Below are 19,700 nucleotides of genomic sequence, written 5' to 3' on the forward strand. Positions count from 1 at the left end.
CGCATGGCTATAACCAACTACGGACCAGTTAGAAGGTTCACATTGGAAGCCTTCGCCGGTTCCGGATTGGGGTCGACCTCGGTCGGGGGCGGTGGAGCGGGCGAGGGCGCGACAAAGGGCTCCCGCCGGGGGCTCCGCTTGTCGGTCCGAGCCGTGCTGGGGATGGGCCCGGGAGCGCCGGCGCGACTTGGCGCGCGGTGTCCAACGGCCTCCCCCGCCCCTCCTTCGCTTGTGGTTGTGACCCGATGGTCGTTGCTGGGGGTTGAAGAGGACAAGGGAGCTATCGTGCGCGGGGATGCTGGGGGTGACACTTCGGCCGGGACAACAGGGAGTCCGGCGCGAATGATGACGGCGATGCAGAAAGCCGCGACGAGGCCCACCGCAATCAGCCGCTTGGCAGGCGATCCGCGGGTGAACTTTGCGTGCCATGGAACGCCGTCTTTGACAGTATCATGTAGCGGGGCGCTTGGCGGATGTACCCTCCTCGATATACGCGGTTCAACCGTTGGCGGGATTCGCGGCTGGTCCGGTAGCGAACCACGTCCTTGCGAGCGCCGGGCGGCGATCCTTTGCACGCGCAACATGAGCGCCGGGTCGGGAGCCTCGACACGAGCATCGGTAATTGGACCAACCGAAACTCCGTCTACACTCTCGCTAATGAGCGAGTTCGCGCTTTCCCGTGCTTGCGTATAGAATATTTTCATAATCTCGCGCAACTCTTGCGCCAACAGGTACGCGTTCGATGGACGGGTATTCAGATCCCTCGAAAGCATTCTATTCAAGACTCTGGCCAGCTCGGGCGGAAATCGATGGTCGAGCAGCATTGGGTCGTTGTTCAATATGGAAATGGCAATACTTCGCACGTCGCGCTTGCGGAAGCTGCGCCCCGTCTTGTCGAATGGATGGCGACCTGTGAGCGATTCGAACAGCACGATCCCCATAGAAAATATGTCAGCTCTCTGGTCGACCGACCATGCGTGTCGATTTTGCTCGGGTGACGCGTACAGATAGTCTCCGACGAAATCTTCTCCAGTAAAATTGTTCGACACGTAAGATAGCTTCGCTACCCCAAAATCCAGCACCTTCGCGATCCCTTGGCGCGTCACGAATATATTTTCTGGCTTGACATCTCGATGAACCACGCCCTTCTCGTGAGCAACGTAGAGCCCCTCGAGACCATCGACGATGATTGCAATTGCAATCGCAGGGGGCAATGGTCCGCGTGTGTCGAGGACGTGCCGCAGACTGCGACCGTCTACGTATTCCATGATGAAATATTCTCGACCGTCGCGAAGCTCGCCGATGTGAAACACTTGGGCGAGGTGCACCGATCGGATCTGGAATCCCGCCTGAGCTTCCCGTTTGAGTCGGACGCGGTAATCTGCACGCGTGCGATGCACAACCTGTATGATCTTCAGCGCGCATGGGCCATGCAGCAGCATGTGCTCGACGAGGTAAACGTCGGCCATGCCGCCACTGCCAAGATGGCGAATTGTTCGATATTTTACGTCCCCTGGGATGATATCTTCTGGTTCAAATTCAGGCACAGGGCGGACAGGGTATCATTGCGATGTGTCTTGCGAAGAATGGTTTAATGAACGAGCTATGGTGCCATTTGTACCACCAGCCCCCCTTCGACGGGGACGGCTCTGCCGTTTGCTCGGAGAGAAAACGAGAGTGGTATGCTACGACGTGACCCGTGAAAGATCGGAATAGACACCTCCCTCCGGAGGCGCGGCAAGCGAACGATTCCGTCAACACAGGCGAGCTACTCGCGCGGTTTTCCGATCCCGAGCGGCGCATCCAAGAGGCCCGACGAGGACGGGTCGAGATCTCGGACCCCGACCCGAAGAGCCTAGACATGCGCGCTACGCTCCATCGCCTCAACGAATCCGTCAACACGGGCGAGCTACTCGCGCGGTTTTCCGATCCCGAGCGGCGGATCCAAGAGGCCCGACGAGGACGGATCGAAGTCTCGGATTGGAAACCGAGCGAGCCGCCATCCACGCGATCGAATCCGCGTAATTTTGCTCGGATCATCGGTGTCGTTGCCCTTGCTGTAAGCGTGGGCCTGCTGGTCTACCTCACTCGGCTTTGGACGCCCTCGGGCACGCCGGCGGCGAGCACCCCACCGCCCTCCTCTGCCCCGCCGGCCGCCCCCATGGCGAGCACGGTAGGTTCAACCGTGCCACTCGTTGCTGTCACTTCATCATCATCAGGAAGACAACGCTTTCCCGCAACCACCGCTTCGCCGCTCCCTCGTCGGCCGAGCGAGGGAATGGCATCCTCCTCTGCTCCGATACGCTCACAGCAAAAGCCCCCCGCTTCCGTTCTTCCTATAGCATCGCCTGCGGACGCCTCTCTCGCTCCCATTCATCGCCCGCCCGTTCTTGAAGACCCTGACTTCGTAGACAATCCACATTCGCACTGACGCCATGAACCGATACCTTCTCGCGATCGCCGTGTCGTTTCTTCCGAGGCTGGTCTACGCCCAACCGTCGGAGCTCGAAACCAAAGTAGCCAGCGAACAGATGGACCGCGGAATCGAAGCGGTCAATGCAGGCGACTACGAGGCCGCGCGCGTCTATTTCAAGCAAGCCTATTCGGCAGTTCGCGAGCCGCACGCGCTATGGAATTTAGCCATGGCCGAGAAGAAGAGCGGCCGTTACATCCTCGACGCGGTCGGCCATTTTCGCGAGTACCTGGCGGATGCCCGAATCAGCCCTGAGAAGAAACGAAAGGCGGAGGCGATGATTCGCGAGCTCTCGATGCAAACCGCCCGACTCCGGTTCGAAGCCGCGGGGAATCACGAGATTCACGTAGGCAGCAAAGTGCTCACTTCGGAAGAGGTCCGCGATGGCCTCGACGTGCTACCCGGCAAGTATGAGATCGAAGCTCGCCTGAACGGCAGGACCAGCAAGCAGGAGATCGACGCACCCGCCGGGCGCGAGACGTCCGTGCGATTCGCGGATCCATCGTCCCCACAACCCCCACCGAATTCTGCTCCGAGCGCACGCACGGTACAACCGAGGGAGAAGATGGTCACCGTGGGGGCGTTGGGGGTCTTGGGCGTGGCATCGATCGCAACGGGAATCGCCTTCACCGTCGCGAAAGGAAACGCCCAGGACCGCGTCAATCGGCACGTCGGCGGAAACAGCGCGTGTCGAGGTACCCCAATCCCAGAATTTTGCGGCAGCTTGGACGACGATGTCCGTTCCGTGGAAAGCAGTACGTCGAAGGCCAACATCCTTCTCGGCGTCGGGATCGGCGCTCTCGTGAGCGGCGCTGCAGTCTATCTCTTGTGGCCAAAGACCGTGATCCAGGAGGAGAAATCCTCGAGCTCGATCCGCTTCGTGCCATCGATCACGCCCCGCAACGTGTCATTCACCGCTACGGCTTCCTTCTGAGGTCACCATGTATGCGTCTCGCTTTGCATTTGTCTGCATGATCGTCGCTGGTTCCTTTAGCGGATGCTTGGTTACCAACGACCTCCATAACGATTGCCGCGACAAAAAGGTCTGCGAGGAAGCCGATGCGGGATCGGTCGGACAAGGGTGCGATCCAGCGCGCGACGTGCGATGCGTCAGCGACCAAAGCGGCGTCTTCGTCTCGGTGCTCGGCAGCGACAACAACAACAACGACGGAACGAAGACCAAGCCCGTGCGCTCGCTCGCGAAAGCGCTCGAGAAGATGGCCGGGAGGCCGTACATCTTCGTGTGCGAGGGGAACTATGATGGCGGGGTACGGATCGAGGGCTCTATCTCGGTGTTCGGTGGTCTTGCCTGCGATTGGAAATACACCGGGAAGGCCGCGAAAATCTCGAGCGCTCCGCCGGCCATCCCGATCACGTTCGTGAACGCGAACGGGGTAACCGTCGCGGATCTCGAGCTCGAGGCCACCGACGCGGTGATCCCGGGCGGGTCGAGCATCGCGGCTCGCGCTATCAACAGTCCGAGCGTGAGCCTGCTGCGCGTGCGCCTCGTGGCGCACGATGGGAAGGCGGGAGCTTCCGGAGAGAGCGGCGCGACGGGGACCTATCTCGGCATCGAAGGTGGCAATGGAAATGGTAAGGGAGCTTCCGGAACGACAGCCGGCGGCATCGTAACGTGCAGTTGCTCCACCGGAGGGACGACGACGGGAGGAGGTGGTGGCGGTCCGACCGGAGATGGGCAGGACGGCTTGCCGAAGATTCCGCCAACAATGTCTGGACAGGACGGTCTCAAGGGGGTTGGGAATACCAGTTGTACGAACCCCGTCGAGCCGAATGGATCCGGGAATACCGGCGCAAATGCCGCAAGCGCAGTTCCCGCTAACGCAGCGACCTCCCTTGGCGAAATCGCGAACGATGCGTGGGTTCCTCGTTCGGGTCTGGACGGTGCATCGGGAGGTCCCGGCCAAGGTGGGGGCGGTGGCGGCGGGCGTGACGGTGCAAGCGCGGGCGGCGGCGGCGCGTGCGGTGGATGCGGTGCGACCGGTGGCAAGGGTGGACAGGGTGGCGGCGCCAGTCTCGGGCTACTCGCTATGAACTCATCGGTGAAGGTCGTCAGCAGCGCGATCGTTACAGCGCATGGAGGAGATGGCGGTAAAGGTGGCGCCGGGGGGCCGGGGGCGACGGGAGGAAGCGGAGGAGGGGGCAATTGCCCGGGTGGTGATGGCGGAAAGGGGGGCGATGGTGGGGCTGGGTCAGGTGGCGCCGGCGGACTATCGGTCGGCATCCTCTGGCGAGGAAGAGCGCCCGACGTCGATGCGACGACCATGAGCGCCATCAACGTCGGAGCATTCGGAACGAGAGGCTTGGGACCCGCCAGCAACGATGGTATCGACGGCAAAGCGGAGCGAATCCTACAAGTACCGTAACCGCCATTGCTGTCACTTTGATGTCTGAGATTGGGGGCCGCATTGAACCTGCCCGTAGTCCTCGCTTTCGCGGTTAGCGCCGGGGTGGTTGCCGCCGGTTGCCTATCATCCCCTTCCCGGTGCGAGTCCGGAGAATGCAGCCCGAAGGACGGGGGGACGGATGCGCCGGCAGGGACGTGCGATCCAGCGCGCGATGCGCGGTGCATCGGCGATCAGAATGGAGTCTTCGTCTCGCAGCTCGGAAACGACAACAACGACGGAACGAAGACCAAGCCCGTGCGCTCGCTCGCGAAGGCCCTCGAGAAGATTGCCGGGCGGCCGTACATCTTCGTGTGCGAGGGCAACTATGACGGCGGGGTGCGAATCGAAGGCACCGTCTCGGTGTTCGGCGGTCTCGCGTGCAGCGATTGGCGCTACACCGGGAAGGCCGCGAAAATCTCGAGCGCTCCGCCAGCCATCCCGATCACGTTCGTGAACGCGAACGGGGCGACCGTCGCGGACCTCGAGCTCGAGGCGACCGAGGCTGTGGCTCCAGGTGGCTCGAGCATCGCGGCGCGTATCGTGAATAGTCCGGGCGTGAGCTTGGTGCGGGTGCGCCTTGTGGCCCACGACGGAAAGGCGGGAGCTACGGGCGAGAGCGGTGTGACGGGGACATACGTCAATCCCGAAGCTGGAGACGGGAGTGGCAAGAAAGCTTCCGGAGTGACTTCGGGAGGGCAGACCGTGTGTACGTGTTCGAGTGGTGGCACGACTTCTGGTGGAAGCGGTGGCGCACCGAGCGGAGATGGGCAGGATGGCTTTCCAAAGATTCCAGTAAATCCGCCGGGGCAGGATGGTCTCCGGGGCATAGCTAATAGCAGTTGCACCAGTCCCGTAGAGCCGAACGGTTCAGGGAACGTCGGTGCGAGCGCCGCTAATGCGTCCCCGGCCAACGCGGTCACCTCTATCGGCGAACTTGTAAATGATATGTGGAGCCCTCGCGCTGGAGCCGACGGCGCAGCAGGTGGACCGGGTCAGGGTGGGGGTGGCGGTGGCGGCCGCGATGCATCCAACGCCGGTGCGGGTGGCGGGTGCGGTGGTTGCGGAGGAACGGCGGGCAAAGGCGGACAGGGTGGAGGGGCGAGCGTGGGGCTGCTCGCGGTCAATTCATCAGTGAACGTGCTTGAGAGCGCGATCGTTACCGCCAACGGCGGTGACGGTGGCAAGGGAGGCGTCGGTGGAACTGGCGGCGCTGGCAGACGTGGAGGCAGCGGGGACTGCCCTGGCGGTGATGGCGGCAAAGGAGGAGACGGAGGGGCTGGATCGGGTGGAGCCGGCGGTCTCTCCGTTGGCATCCTCTGGCAGGCAAGACGGCCGGAGGTCGATGCGACGACCATGAGCGCTATCAAGGTTGGGGCGTTTGGAGCGAAGGGTTTGGGGCCTGCCGGCAACAATGGTATCGACGGCCAAGCGGAGCGCGTCCTACAAACACTGTAGCCGCTACCGCTCCCACTTTGAGACCCGAATGGGTCCCCAGGTCAGGCGGTGCTGGAGCTCGATGTCCCGTAGATACGAACGTAGCAGAAAAACTATATAAAGCTTCAGAGCGTGGCCGTCAGACACTAGGCTTCGCGCTCCGTAGCGCGGGTGATGCGTTGTGCTATTGCGCGCGTACCACCCGCATAGCCGACATCGTTTCCGATCTGCAGGACCGCGTTTACGGAATGGCCCCGAGCTCATCGCTCGATTCGATGTCTTTACATTGTACGCTTCTCGCGGACATCGCCTGCCGACGGGTTTCTAGCGCAAGACCCATCGGCAATGCGCGGTGAGCTCATCCGGCGGGAGCGCTCGGAAAGGTGGACCATCCGGCGCGCGTCCACGTCATGGAGGAAGAAGCCGAGGTAAGCTCGGCCAGCGAGGCGCACTTTGAACGGACGGAACAAAGAACCCAAGCCAGCAGCCCAGCGTAGCGGAGCGCGCGCGAATGACTCCGTGAACACGGGCGAGCTTCTCACGCCGTTCTCCGACCCCGAGCGGCGGATCCAAGAGGCCCGCCGAGGTCGCGTCGAAGTGTCCGACGTGAATGGAAAGCTTTTGTGCGGCGCCGCCGTGTCTCATCGTGGGAACGATTCCGTCAACACCGGAGAGCTCCTCACGCTGTTCTCGGATCCCGAACGGCGGACCCAAGAGGCCCGTCCAGGTCGCGTCGAGATCTCGGAATGGAAACCGAGCGGACTCGGAGCCGCGCGCGCGAGTCCTTGGCGCCGCCGAGAGTTCGCCGGGATCGTGATCGTCGTCCTTGCAGGAAGTATCGGACTGCTTATCTACCTCACCCCGCTTTGGACGCCTTCCGGAATACCGACCGCGATCGTCACACCATCTCCGCCCAACAATGTGGGAAGCACTACCGAGTTGGTCAGTGCGCACGTTGATCCTTCACCGCCTACAACAGCTTCAGTCGGCGTTCCCATTCAGAATAAAGATGCTAATCCGCAATCACATCATGTAAATACCACTACGAAGACGCTATTGCCACCCAGAACGCAACAACAGTTAAAGGCCCCAGCGCCTATCCAATCCGCGTCGGCCATCCAATCAGCAGGAGCGTTGCCGCCTTCTCCCGTTCGCCCCCCCGTCCTTCGAGATCCTGATTTTGTGGACAATCCGCACGCACAATGATCATGAAGCAACACGTCCTGGTGATGGCGATGTTTCTCCTTCCTAAGTTGGCCCATGCTCAACAACCGTCTTCTCTGGAGAGCAAAATTGCAAGCGCGCATATGGACCGTGGAATCGAATCGGTCAACGCAGGCGACTACGAGGCCGCACGCGTCTATTTCAAGCAAGCCTATTCGGCAGTTCGCGAGCCACACGCGCTATGGAATTTAGCCATGGCCGAAAAGAAGAGCGGCCATTACGTCCTCGATGCACTTGCCCACTTTCGCGAGTACCTTGCGGATGCCCGCATCAGCCTTGAGAAGAAACGAAAAGCGGAGGCGATGATTCGCGAGCTTTCGATGCAAACCGCCCGACTCCGATTCGAAACCGCGGGGAATCACGAGGTTCATGTAGGCAGCAAAACGCTCACTTCTGAAGAGGTCCACGATGGCCTCGACGTGTTACCCGGAAAATATCAGATCGAAGCTCGCCTGAACGGCAGGACCAGCAAGCAGGAGATCGACGCACCCGCCGGACGCGAGACGTCCGTGCGATTCGCGGATCCATCGCCACAGGTTGCTCCGCCTTCTACATCGGAGACGAGCACGAGGCAGCCGACCGCGAAGCTCGTGACGGTTGGGGTGCTGGCGGCGGTGGGAGTCGTATCGACCGCGGCGGGGGTCGTTCTCGCGATCAAGAAAGGAGGCTCAGAAGGCCGCGTTCATGGTCATTCGGAAGATCCGACTGCATGCAGCGCGAACCCCGCGCCAGCCTTCTGCAGGAATCTGGCGAACGATGTTGACGACGTAAAAAGTAACACAACACGAGCCAACGTCTTCTTGGGCATCGGAATCGGAGCGCTCGTCAGCGGCGCGGCTGTCTATTTCCTGTGGCCGGCGACGACGGCGGCGCCGCCCGATGGGCAAAAGCTTTTGAACAGCGCCTTCCGCATCACCCCATCGATTACGCCCAACACGATCTCAGCAACCGCTACGGCGTCCTTCTGAGGGGTCATCATCCATCGACACGTCGCTACCATACATCTTCGCTCTTCGACATCGTCTCGCACCTTGCTCACGAAGGCGGTCGCGTGGTTCCCGTCGTGGTCGAGCGTGGCGGCTGCCACCCCCATGGCGGCGGAACGAACGTGGGCCGAGGTTCATCACGGGAACGTTCATCGAATTTAGAGGGGCAGCCTTGCTGACCACGGCCAGGGGAAAGGGCCCGTGCCCTTCGATGTCCGAATCACCATTCTCGCAAATAGCGCCGTATCACTCAGTGGTCCTCGACCTAGGATGTGAATCCTGAATCGGCGAGTCGACGACTTATTCGTTCACATGAACGTTTCACGTGCCGGTTAAAGCTCGTGTACTGCTGATCGCATGACGACGACTTACCGACGCCAAATAATCGTTCTCGGGGCTCTCGTCGCAGCGATGGCTATACCCGAACAAGCCCTCGCCTGGGGGATCACTCCTTGTACAGTTGGAACCGAAATTCCATTTCCATTCCGCACGTCGTACGGCGGCTCCCGCCACTGGACGCTTCCGGAGGATGTCAACACAATGTCGGCGACGAAGATCAAGAACAACGCCTACTATTACCACTCCGTCGCGGCAAACCCCGCGGTGCTCGGGCTTACGTTTCACTTTTCGAGCTTTGATATGGAGTGGGGCAACGATCGGCTCCAGATAGGGACGCTGCCCCCCGTCAACTTGACCGGGGCATTGGGGGCGTTCGACCTTTACGTCGAAGACACATCGTCGCCAACTACCCCAGCCATTTGGGGAGCCTCGTTCAACCTCATCACAAATAACCTTCGCCCGAGTGATGGCTTCGAAATCGACCGGGTCACCGTTTCTAAATGTCGTCCGATGCCCACTACGCCGAGGCCGTATATCGCGCACGAGCTAGGGGATGGTACGAGCGGAGCAGGGCGCCGAACCATGGGCATCCTGCAGCAGACTGGCGATGTGATGTTCTATTCTTATCTAGCCAATAAAAATCCTGTACCGGGACATTTCATGATACATGCAGCTCTCAACACACAAATACCGAATGTTGACTTCAACCTATACGCTAGGTGCGGAGCGTTCCCTACTGCCACAACTCACGACTTCAAAGCCGTTGCCCCAGGAGGGCAGAAGTTTTTGCAGTTCGACTCCGGAACGTGCTCCACTAGATGGTATTTCGCCGTAGATTCGGAGCATGGCGCCGGACAGTACGAGTTTTCTGTTGCAACCGGTGCAAACATCAATGTGTGTGCGACCTTCGAATCGGGGTTCTCGAGGGAGGAGAAGGATAGGGCACGCGATGCGCTCGCACGGTCTCTCAATTCCATCTACGGGTCTACGGCCGGAGCTGTCCTCGTTTCGGGCTTGCAGCTCACCGACAACGGAGAGTGCAGCTCCTCGACTCTGCCGCCGTTGCCGTTGGATCCATTTCGCTGGACCAACATTCGTATCGACAAGAGCTGCCAACGGTCCAACGCAGCGGTTGGTCATTTGTCTCCCAACCGCGCCCAATTCTGTGCCGATTGGATGAGCAATGTCAGTAAGGGGGATGCTCTCTCGGTCGCCTATACCGTTGTGCACGAGCTGGGGCACCATATTTGGGGCTTGCCCGACGAGTATACGGACGACAAGGGGGCGGGATGTGGCCATTCCGCCATGGCGGTCAACGCCGAGCATTCTTTCAGCTTCTGTACGGCGGCGACACATCGTCTCGATCACATGCCGGGAGCGGAGTATCACGACCCGGGAGACCTCAGCCACTCGAGCTCTCCTCCCTATGGAGACATCGTGTCGATGTGGGACAAAATGAGTTACAATTTGTACGGGCCGGCAGTTGATTTTCCCAGAATGCGTCAAATCAACACGCCGGACAATTACGATTACTTGGATTATGACTTCAATACGTCGAGCGAGGTTGTTCGCACTGTTACGAGCTACCAGTAGGAGGACGGAATGAAGATTCAACGGCTCCTGGCATTCTTCTCCGCTATGGGACTCGTGTGGCTTCCAGCATGCAGCAAGAGCTCGTCGGAGACCACTCCCCCACCCTCTTCGTCCCGTCCGCCGCCGAGGGATCTCCCCCGCGTGTGGTTCACGCCGGATGATGTGATGTCCGATACGGACAGTACGCCGTGGGCGCTAAATTTCGAACCAACGCCGAGTGCTGAACTGGTGGAGCAGCTTCGCTCGCTGATCCAGGTGCGCAGCTACCCTGCCGGAGTACCCATCGCGTTCACGTCTACCGTGCGATCCGGTTCGGAGTTCAGCAAGTACATTCTGATTCAGCCGGCGGCGCCTCCCACATCCGGATGGGTGGAACTTTCGCTTCCCTCGTTGCCGAGCGGGTTTCGCGACGGGAGTGAACCCCCTGGCGCCTCCTCGGGTGTAATCGCGCGGGTAAGCGCGGGATCGGCGCCTGTCGTGCGCCTCGTTCGGCTGGTGGCCAACGGTCGCTTCGAGGTCGTCTTCTCGGAGGGAATCACGATTGATCCCGCGTCGCTCGGCGCGCACCTCCGCGTGGGACCGTCCGAAGAAAGAACAACATGGTGCTCGCTCGTTCCTGTCCCGAAAGTCGGGTCATACTCGACGATCGCGTTCGACTGCCCTGATTCGGTATGGGCGACGCGGAAGGTGCGGGTCGAGCTCCACGACGGTTTGCAGAGCCCATCGGGGATCAAGCTCGGTGTCTTGCGCAATCAACCTTGTGCATCGGTCGTGGGACCGAGCGAGTTCTCCGGGACATTGGATCTTTCGAACGGAGCATCGTGCTCCACGGGATGCCAGCAAATAAAGCTTACGCAACCTTGCCAGTAGGCACGTGCTGAGAGGAGACCAGCTCGATGTGGCGCACTTCGAAATTCATACTTCCAGCAGGGATGCTCGTCGTGGTGGCATGTGGAAGGCCCGAGGAACCTCTCTCGTCCAGGAGGAGGGAGGCTTCACATCACCCCGCGGCCGGGCCGAGCGGATCGCTCCAGGGGCCCCTTCGGCCACGCATCCGAGTGCTGATGCATCCAGAGGACGTTCGCACCGGGATCGGGGCGGACCCGATAACGATATCATTCGCCGGGGAACCCTCGGACGCACAGTTGGCCGATATTGTCGCGCAAATCGATCTGCGATCGTTTCCGGAGCTTACATCTATTCCGTTCTCGGCCTCGATTCGCAAAACGGACCAACAGGGCAAGCCTATCCAGGTCGTGACGCCTGGTCTCCCGGTCTTGCGCTTCATCGACGTAGTTCCCACGGGGAGCACGATTCCGAATTGGAACATCTTTTCACTGAAAACTCTGCCCGCCGGCTTCCGCGCAGGCAACGCGGTGGACAATCCCGGCGGCCTGGGAGAACAGGTTGCTAGATTCCATCGAGGCTCGGTCCCCGTGATCCGCCAATTGCGCCTCATAGAAGGCGGTCGAGCCGAACTCCTGTTCTCCGAGGGCATCGTCAACGATGACGTGACGGCGCATCTCCACGTCGCGGCCGCGGATGGTACCGCATGCTCGTTGGTCCCCCTCCCCTCCCCCGGCCAAGCTTATTCAACATTCGCGTTCGATTGTCCCGGCTCGGTGTGGGCGGAGCAGCAACTACGCGTCCATGTCGAGCCGGGCCTGCGAGGCGCGTCCGGGGTTCCTTTAGGAGTGCTGCGCACGAAAGGATGTGCGGCCTCACCCGTTACACGTGCGCTATCGCGGGAGCTGGACTTCGGATCGGCGAGCTCGTGCTCGACCGGATGCAAGCAGCGCAGTTTTATCGAACCCCCGCTGCCGCCGACAATCACCGTGACCCAGGTTTCTACGCCGATCATGGCCTGCTCTCCGGGTGCTTCCGTCAAGCTCCCGCTGCCGCAAGTGTTCGACTCCTGCTCGAGCACCACGCTCACGGGCACCGTGGTTTCGGTCGATGGTGCAATTGTCAACATTCCCGTGGGCGCTGATGGTTCGGTTGTCGCGCCTCCGGGAGCTCTCGTCGTGCGATGGACTGCGACGGGAAGTTCCACTGGCCTGATCGCGACGGCGGAGCACTCGCTCACGGTCCTCACCACCCCTACCCTGTATGCGACCGACGCGCTGACGATCGGCGAGGACGCCGCGATCGTCGCGCCGAACGGGAGATCCGGAACGATCGATAACGGCGCGCCCGAGAATGGCGACCCTACTTTGGTGGGGCCTGATGCAACCGTCGGCGACATTTTCAGTGTCCCCTCGGTCAGCATGCGTCCGCACTCAACGGTCGAAGGCGCCATCACGACCCGCGGAGAGGTGCTCGACCTCGACACCGCGACGGTAACGGGCACCGTCCGCGTACACACGATGCCGTTACTCCCAATGTTCCCTACGGTTGAAACGCCGGTCCGCGCGGGCCCCGACGTCATCGTCTCTCCGTGGCAGCAACGTGATCTAGCGCCGGGTGCATACGGACAATTCAGGGTTGCGGCTGCCGCGCAGGTCACGCTGCACGCGGGTCTTTACACCTTCGACGAAGCTCGCGCCGAAGGGCGGATGGTCCTCGACCAATCTCGAGGACCCATACGAATCGTCGTGAAAGACGATTTCGTATTCGCGGGCACTCAGCGGTTCACGGGCGGGCCAAGCTCTCTCTTTGTGGGCGCTGCCCAAGGAGACGTCCGGCTTCCTGCCGCTTTCTTGGGAAGCGTCGTTGCACCCCATGGGTCCATCTGGCTGGGGGCCACGAGCCCGCGTACTACGCACATAGGCACATTCGCCGGGGTAACCGTAAACGTGGCTCCTGGTGCCACAGTTACTCACCGGGCGTTCGAGTGCCGGTAGACCGCCGACCGGATCTCCGAAGTGAGAACGTCAGTATTGGACGAAAGCGTATTCGCCGTGCGATCGCGGATGCCCGTCCGGGCACCAAAGGGGAGGCTTCGGAGACGAGCGAACGGCGAGTCCGGATAGGCTTACCAGGCGCTCACCGGGCTTCGCCGGAGAGCGACTGCGTCGCGATGTTCATCGCCATCCGTGGACCGAGCGCCACCACGGTGCGACAGAATCCGCCGAGCGATCGCGGGGTGTGCCCGGCCGCGATCCGGCGGAATTGCGCGGAGTGCCAGCCGAGTTGAAGGTAGGCGTCGATGGGCTTGTAGCCGATGGCGGGCACCCGCGGCAGTGCGGCGGCGGGCTCGCCGGAGAGGAGTTGCTTGGCGATATCGGGTTGCACGGCAAAAGGGCGGGCCATGCCGATGATGTCCACGATGTTGGTATCGACGATGCGGGACATGATACGAACGTCGCGGAGGCCGCCCGTGAGCATCCGTGGGAGCTTGGTGCGCCGGCGGAGCTCTTCGGCATATGCGAGAAAGTAGGCGTCGCGCGCGATCTGCTCTGGCGCCGCGAACCCGAGCTGCGCGGGGGACTCGTAGTTTCCACCCGATATTTCGAGCAGGTCGATCCCCTCGTGCTCGAGCGCGAGCGCCACATCGAGGGACTCCTCTTGCGAAAACCCGCCTCTCTGAAAATCGGCGGCATTGAGCTTTACCGAGAGAGCGCGATCGGGGCCGATGGCTCCCCGAACGGCGCGCACCACCTCCAGCAGAAGGCGCCTGCGCTTTTCGGGGCTGCCGCCCCACCCGTCGGTGCGGGTGTTCGCGATGGGTGAAAGGAATTGCGAAAGTAGATAACCGTGCGCAGCGTGCACCTGGACCCCATCGAATCCGGCTTTCACCGCGAGCGCGGCGGTGGTCGCGAAGCGGCGCACCTGATCGTGAATGTCGGCCTCGGTCATCGCGCGTGGAACGCGCAGGTTGAGCCCCGGGAGCTTGACCGTCACCGCCGACGGCGCGAGCGGGCGGGACGTGAGCGGAAGAACGGCCACCCGGCCCGGGTGGTTGATCTGCATGAGGATCGTCGTGTTGTACGCGTGGGCCGCATCGGCCCAGAGGCGGTACGCGCCGAGGAAGCGATCGCTCTCGAGGATGGCATTTCGCGGTTCGACGAGGGCCCGCCCGTCCACCATGACATTGCCCGTGACGAGGAGCCCGGCGCCACCCCGCGCCCACGCGGCGTAGAGTTGCTCGAGCTCCCGTGTCGGCGAGCCGTAGCGATCGGCGAGCTGCTCGCTCATCGCCGATTTGGCGATGCGGTTCGAAATGGTCACGCCGCACGGCAGGCGCAAGGCGCGTTTCAAGCTGTCCGTGTTGTCCTTGGTTTCGGTTGGGAGCATCGGAGGACCCTCGGGTTCAGACGTCGCGCGAGAACGAACGGATGGAGAAAGCGAAGGGGCGCCGGTGGCAGAATCGACGCCGAGAGGTTCACCCGGTGAAGGCGCCGGGACGCGAGCTTCGCGAAGGTGGCCGCGTCCGCGTGAAGCTGCGCGAAGGTCATGAGCGCGCCCTCTCGAGGACCTTGGCGATCGCCGGAAGGAGCAGCGCACGCGGCGTGTAGCGCCCTCCCAATGTCTCGAGCTTGGCGAACGCGCCCGGCACCACCACCCGACGCCGTGCGGCCATCGCGCGGAGCGCTTCCTCCGCCACGCGTGCAGCGCCGAGCCAGGCGAAATCGCCGCCCTTGCCCTCGAGGTGCTTGACGCCCGCCACCTCGGCGAAGCCGGTGCGCACGGGACCGGGCGCGAGCAAGGTGCAGGTCACCCCCGTACCGCGCAGCTCTTCGTGCAACGCCTCGGCGAAGCAGTTCGCGAAGGCTTTGCTGGCCGAGTACGTCGCGCTGCCGGGCATCGGCTGATGCCCTGCCGTGGAACCGACCACGAGGATCGCCCCGCGGCGGCGCGCGCGCATGCCGGGTAGCACGGCGAGTGTGAGATCGTGGACGGCGACGGCGTTGAGCTCCACCTGCTCGCGTTCGCGGTGAACATCGAGCGTGCCCACGCGCCCGAAGGTCGCGAAGCCGGCGCTGTGGCAGAGGACATCGACCTCGCGCCCCTCGAGCTCCGCGAAGAGCGAAGCGCGCGCCGGGCGATCGGCGAGATCGCAGCCCCGCACCTCGACCCGAACCGAATGCGCGCCGGACAGCTCGCGCGCGAGGGCCTCGAGCCGCTCGGCGCGCCTGGCCACGAGCACCAGCGAATGCCCGCGCCTCGCGAGCCCGCGGGCGAGCTCCTCTCCAATGCCGGAGGACGCGCCGGTCACCACCGCCAGACGCTGCGAATCTCGGTCGAAAAGGGTCATGCGGGAGCACCCTCCGGTGTAGGATGCTACGTCATTGTAGCTTTTAGCTACGGTAGTGTAGCTTTCGGCTCGACGCAAGGGAGCTCGACACGAGATGGGCACCACAGGCATGAAACGTCCGTACGCTCCGCGGGTTCCGCCCGAACAACGGCGCGAGCAGCTGCTCGACATCGCCCTCCGCATCATCAACCGCGAGGGGGTCGGCGCCGTCACGATGGATGCCGTCGCGCGAAAGGCCGGGGTCACGCGGCCCGTGGTCTACGACCACTTCGAGGACGCCGATCACGTGTTGCGCGCCGTGCTCGATCGCGAGAACAATCGGGCGCTCGCGCAGCTCACCGCGATCTTCGGCGCGAGCTTCGATCCGAAGGACCCGGCGAAGGCGATCGTCGAGGTGGTGCGCGGGCTCATGCAGATGATCCACGACCACCCCGAGACCTGGCGCTTCGCATTGATGCCCGTCGGGGGGACCCCGGCCCCCGTCGCGCGGCGCATCGAGCGCGGGCGGGACATGGTCTGCAAGCGAATCGAAGCGCTGCTCGGCGAACGAGACGTCGACGCCGAGTTGCTCGCGAAGGCGACCCTCGGAGCCGTCCTGGAGATGGGGCGGCTGGTGCTTTCGGACGCCACCCGCTTCTCGCCCGAGCGGATCGCCGGCTTCGCCGAGGCGTTGGCCCGCCGATGGTTCGGGTCACCCGAGGTGCGCCGGCGGAGCCGTCACTCCAGGGCGTAGGTCGCCAGCGCGGCCTCGAGCTCCGGATCGTGTTTGGAGAAACTTCGTCGAGCTCGTTCGCTCGTGGGAAGCTTCCGCACGCGTTTTGGCCTTTCGAGCATCGCCCGAACCCGTGAAGCGATTTCGCCCGGCTCGGGCACCAGACCGAGATCGACGTAGTGGCGGGAGTAAGCGTAGGGCCGCGTTTCGCCGAGAAACGTCGCGAGCACCAGGTTCCAGCCGATCTCCTCGTCCCACTCGAGGTAGACGCCTTCGTTGTCCTCGAACTCGGCCGCGATGCTCGACGCGGCCACGTTGATCAGACCGATCCGCTGCAGCACCTTCACGGAGCTCCCTCGGGGCGCCGCTTCACCGACTTTTTGGTTCATGCCACCGAGAGCGGCGCCAACGCCGAGCCGCTTCAATTCCCTCGCGACGGTCCGGATGTAGGGCACGTGATCGGTGCGTGGCGGCGCCAGCTCGAGCTTCTCTCTCCGCGCTCTTTTCCGAAGCAGCTCCACGATCTCGACGTCGTGTTCACAGAGCACCGCGTGCTTGGCGGAGACCCACAACGGAAAACCCTTGGCGAAGATGTTCGGGCGGTCGACGTCGTCCAAGGTCCGCGCGTTCGCCCAAATGGGCTTCTTGCCGTCGCGCTCCACCCCAATCAGGTCGAGGGCGGGCACGATCACGGGCCTGCCTCCGTTCCGGGCATAGTCGTGCTCGTGCTTGTTCAAATGGCGGTCGCTCGATACGACGAGCTCGCCCTCTCGGAGCCGGCGCGATCGGAGCACCTGCCACTGCCCATAGGTCACCAATCGATCCTTGCCGCAAAACCAGCCCCAATGGATCTCCGCGTTGCTGGCGATTTTGGTCCGGCCGAGCACGGCGAGCTGGCTGTCGAGAACGAGGAGCTCGTCCTGGAGATACGAACGATCCAGCTTGTGGGTCACGATGGCAATGCGGCCGCTCGTCCGATCGGTGGCGAGCAACCTCGTCTGGCACGCGCCGAAGATCTGCTCCCGCAGCGGCCCGTCGTTCCCGCCGAACAGAAAGGTGCCCGGCGGATGGACAGAGTCGGGGGCGTTGGGGCTGACCACGAAGCCATCGCCGAGCGGGGCCATCGAAAGCCAATGCACCCCGCGGAAGATGTGCACCGTCTCCGGCACGAAATCCGGCCGGCGCCATCGGACGACCTTCCAACGACGGGGCCTCTCCGGGGTGCCCGCATCCGTCATCGTCAAGGACACGATGGAGTCGCCGAGGTGCACGACCGCTTCGCCCATGCCCTTCGGGGCCGGAATGCTGTGCACCCTGCTGCCGTCCCGCACCGAGTAAATGTCGATCGCGGCTTTGGTACGTTCACCACCCGATTCACGTGCGCTCGTCCACACCGCGATCTCGGACTCGTCGGGCGAGAAGGACACCGTGAGGGGGTTTCGAATCGGAAGTACAATCATGGGGCGCCCATCCGACGAGGATATTACGCGAAGGCGCCCGGGAAGCTTCCTCGATTGTGAACATGAGAACGGGCCGTTCCCAATGAGAAATATCGGATCGCCCGGTGGAGCCCCTGGCACGACGGACTCGGCGCGCGCAAAGGCTCGGCGTGAATTCGCGATACCCAAGCGCGCGTCGCGTGGTGATATCATCCAATCACGCCGGCCGCCTGGCTCACGCGCGACAGCTACCGCTTCGGCATGGGGGCCCGCTGGAGTCTTTCAGCGGAGATTTACCGGAAGCACTCCGACACGGTCTCTCCCGGATCTTGCCCAACGCAGTCACACTCGTAGGAGCATGTATTGTGGCCAGGGTTGTACCGGCAGAACTTGAGGCCCCGGCTCTTGCTGCCGAGCCTCGGGCACGCCGGATTGGCGCACCAGGCCTGGATCTTACGAATCTCCGCATTCGTGCATCCACCCTGACCGAGCGCTTCCATTTGAGCCTCGCTGGGCTCACCCGCTTGGGTCTGATCCTGCAAGCTCGACTCCTCGGTATTGTTCGTTTCGTCGCCTTCCGAACCGGTCGCTGAGCAGCCACCGACGAGGGAAAACGTGAGCATGATGGCCGCGAAGATACCTTTACCAAATTTCATTATGGAACCTTTCTCGAGATGGATGGTGCCGCTCGTACGCCGGCCGGAGAGCAACTTCAGTGCCATTTTCGTTCGGGGAAGCGATACGTGAATGAATCGCGAAATGGGCCTGGATACCCGGTGGGCCATGTACCAACCATCGACCTTGAACGGGACCGGGTGTACCGGCGCTTGGTTCATGTACCAATGCAAACGGTAAGCGGGAGGCGGCGATGCCGAACGGTTTGCGATTCCAAGGCGAAATCGCATTTTTAGTTTCGAAAACAAAGGCGCAATCGCCCATGCGCCTTCGAGGCACCCTCGCTCGATCGCGCCTCGTACATCAATGTACGAGGCATGAATCGCCGGGTGCCACCCCACGCCTTCTTCCTCTGCAGCGCGCTGTTCCACTACCTCGGTCCCGCGTTTGCCGTGCTCCTCTTCGCGCACGTTCGCCCGCTCGGCGTGGCGTGGCTTCGCATCGCCAGCGCGGGGCTCGTCTTCGCCATTTGGCGGCGGCCCTGGCGCTACATGCGATCTTTGCGTGCGACCGAGCGTGCCACCGTCGTGGCGCTGGGCGCCGTGTTGGCGGCGATGAATGCGTGCTTCTACGTGGCCATCGACCGGCTGCCGCTCGGTACGGTGGGCGCCATCGAGTTCGCGGGACCCATCGCGCTCGCGGCCGCAGGTACGCGCACCCGGCGAAACCTCCTGGCGCTCGTGTTGGCAGGCGCCGGCGTGTACGCCTTGAGCCGCGTTCGGCTCGCGGGCGATCCGCGCGCCTACGTCTTTGCGTTCGCCAATTGCGCGCTGTTCATGCTCTACATCGTATTGGGGCACCGCATCGCGGCGCGCGGCGGTACGGGCGGGATCGATCAGCTGGGCGCCGCGATGCTCGTGGCCATGGTGGCGGCCTTGCCCATCGGGGTCCGCGACGCGGCGCCGGCCTTCGCCGATCCGAAGCTGCTCGGCGCGGCCGTTGGCGTGGGCGTGTCGTCGTCCGTCATCCCGTACGTGTGCGATCAATTGGCCATGGCGCGCCTTTCGCGATCGACATTTGCGCTGCTCCTGGCGTTGCTGCCGGCCACCGCGACGGTCGTCGGCTTGCTCGCCTTGCGCCAGGTTCCGACCGTGGTCGATCTCGCGGGCATCGGCCTGGTGATCGGAGGCGTGGCCCTGCACCGCGCGGCGCCGGCACGAGCCGCGGGGCGTGATGTGCGATCGCGCCCCGCGGTTCGCGGGAATACTGCCCAATCGGGGTGA

The 19,700-nt window shown here is 62.9% G+C and carries 12 protein-coding genes; 7 read left to right on the plus strand and 5 right to left on the minus strand.

The features are described from left to right. Positions 1–17: 17 nt before the first annotated feature. Positions 18–1,547 (minus strand): protein kinase, encoded by a 1,530-nt coding sequence (locus LZC94_33995; protein ID WXB12852.1) that lies wholly within the window; start codon positions 1,545–1,547, stop codon positions 18–20. An 888-nt stretch (positions 1,548–2,435) separates the two neighbouring features. On the opposite strand from LZC94_33995, the gene LZC94_34000 reads away from it, so the two are divergent. The 5 genes from LZC94_34000 (at position 2,436) to LZC94_34020 (ending at position 13,297) form a co-directional block, all read left to right on the plus strand. Beyond that, positions 2,436–3,407, plus strand: a complete 972-nt coding sequence (locus LZC94_34000; protein WXB12853.1) for a hypothetical protein — start codon at positions 2,436–2,438, stop codon at positions 3,405–3,407. 938 nt (positions 3,408–4,345) lie between these two features. Continuing rightward, positions 4,346–4,525, plus strand: a complete 180-nt coding sequence (locus LZC94_34005) for a hypothetical protein (protein WXB12854.1) — start codon at positions 4,346–4,348, stop codon at positions 4,523–4,525. Between the two features lie 2,989 nt (positions 4,526–7,514). Next, positions 7,515–8,504, plus strand: a complete 990-nt coding sequence (locus tag LZC94_34010) for a hypothetical protein (GenBank protein ID WXB12855.1) — start codon at positions 7,515–7,517, stop codon at positions 8,502–8,504. A gap of 375 nt (positions 8,505–8,879) precedes the next feature. Next, positions 8,880–10,454, plus strand: a complete 1,575-nt coding sequence (locus LZC94_34015; protein ID WXB12856.1) for a hypothetical protein — start codon at positions 8,880–8,882, stop codon at positions 10,452–10,454. Between the two features lie 1,145 nt (positions 10,455–11,599). Then, complete coding sequence (locus LZC94_34020; GenBank protein ID WXB12857.1) at positions 11,600–13,297, plus strand: hypothetical protein; 1,698 nt, start codon at positions 11,600–11,602, stop codon at positions 13,295–13,297. Between the two features lie 142 nt (positions 13,298–13,439). Here LZC94_34020 and LZC94_34025 read toward each other — a convergent pair whose 3' ends face one another. Together LZC94_34025 and LZC94_34030 are read right to left on the minus strand one after the other, a co-directional pair. After that, a complete protein-coding gene (locus tag LZC94_34025) occupies positions 13,440–14,690 on the minus strand; it encodes an NADH:flavin oxidoreductase/NADH oxidase family protein (protein ID WXB12858.1) in 1,251 nt (416 codons plus the stop codon). A 157-nt stretch (positions 14,691–14,847) separates the two neighbouring features. After that, complete coding sequence (locus tag LZC94_34030) at positions 14,848–15,651, minus strand: SDR family oxidoreductase (GenBank protein WXB12859.1); 804 nt, start codon at positions 15,649–15,651, stop codon at positions 14,848–14,850. A 109-nt stretch (positions 15,652–15,760) separates the two neighbouring features. Here LZC94_34030 and LZC94_34035 point away from each other — a divergent pair, with 109 nt between their 5' ends. Beyond that, positions 15,761–16,384, plus strand: coding sequence for a TetR/AcrR family transcriptional regulator (locus LZC94_34035; GenBank protein WXB12860.1), 624 nt, complete (start codon positions 15,761–15,763; stop codon positions 16,382–16,384). Here LZC94_34035 and LZC94_34040 read toward each other — a convergent pair. Beyond that, positions 16,369–17,823 (minus strand): DUF6292 family protein, encoded by a 1,455-nt coding sequence (locus LZC94_34040; GenBank protein ID WXB12861.1) that lies wholly within the window; start codon positions 17,821–17,823, stop codon positions 16,369–16,371. The two genes, LZC94_34035 and LZC94_34040, sit on opposite strands and share 16 nt — an antisense overlap. 272 nt (positions 17,824–18,095) lie before the next feature. After that, complete coding sequence (locus LZC94_34045; protein ID WXB12862.1) at positions 18,096–18,524, minus strand: hypothetical protein; 429 nt, start codon at positions 18,522–18,524, stop codon at positions 18,096–18,098. 270 nt (positions 18,525–18,794) lie between these two features. Here LZC94_34045 and LZC94_34050 point away from each other — a divergent pair, with 270 nt between their 5' ends. Next, positions 18,795–19,700 carry an EamA family transporter gene (locus LZC94_34050; GenBank protein WXB12863.1) on the plus strand — a complete coding sequence of 302 codons (906 nt, stop codon included), beginning with the start codon at positions 18,795–18,797 and terminating at the stop codon, positions 19,698–19,700.

This window comes from Sorangiineae bacterium MSr11954 (assembly GCA_037157815.1).
Taxonomy (GTDB): Bacteria; Myxococcota_A; Polyangia; order Polyangiales; family Polyangiaceae; genus Pendulispora; species Pendulispora albinea.

What these genes read in the sequence shown, in the direction of transcription:
- LZC94_34030 (WXB12859.1), bottom strand. Translation starts at nt 15,651, where the DNA reads ATGACCCTTTTCGACCGAGATTCGCAGCGTCTGGCGGTGGTGACCGGC.
- LZC94_34010 (WXB12855.1), top strand. Translation starts at nt 7,515, where the DNA reads ATGATCATGAAGCAACACGTCCTGGTGATGGCGATGTTTCTCCTTCCT.
- LZC94_34000 (WXB12853.1), top strand. Translation starts at nt 2,436, where the DNA reads ATGAACCGATACCTTCTCGCGATCGCCGTGTCGTTTCTTCCGAGGCTG.
- LZC94_34045 (WXB12862.1), bottom strand. Translation starts at nt 18,524, where the DNA reads ATGGCACTGAAGTTGCTCTCCGGCCGGCGTACGAGCGGCACCATCCAT.
- LZC94_34025 (WXB12858.1), bottom strand. Translation starts at nt 14,690, where the DNA reads ATGCTCCCAACCGAAACCAAGGACAACACGGACAGCTTGAAACGCGCC.
- LZC94_34040 (WXB12861.1), bottom strand. Translation starts at nt 17,823, where the DNA reads ATGATTGTACTTCCGATTCGAAACCCCCTCACGGTGTCCTTCTCGCCC.
- LZC94_34005 (WXB12854.1), top strand. Translation starts at nt 4,346, where the DNA reads ATGCGTGGGTTCCTCGTTCGGGTCTGGACGGTGCATCGGGAGGTCCCG.
- LZC94_34050 (WXB12863.1), top strand. Translation starts at nt 18,795, where the DNA reads ATGAATCGCCGGGTGCCACCCCACGCCTTCTTCCTCTGCAGCGCGCTG.
- LZC94_34035 (WXB12860.1), top strand. Translation starts at nt 15,761, where the DNA reads ATGAAACGTCCGTACGCTCCGCGGGTTCCGCCCGAACAACGGCGCGAG.
- LZC94_34015 (WXB12856.1), top strand. Translation starts at nt 8,880, where the DNA reads ATGACGACGACTTACCGACGCCAAATAATCGTTCTCGGGGCTCTCGTC.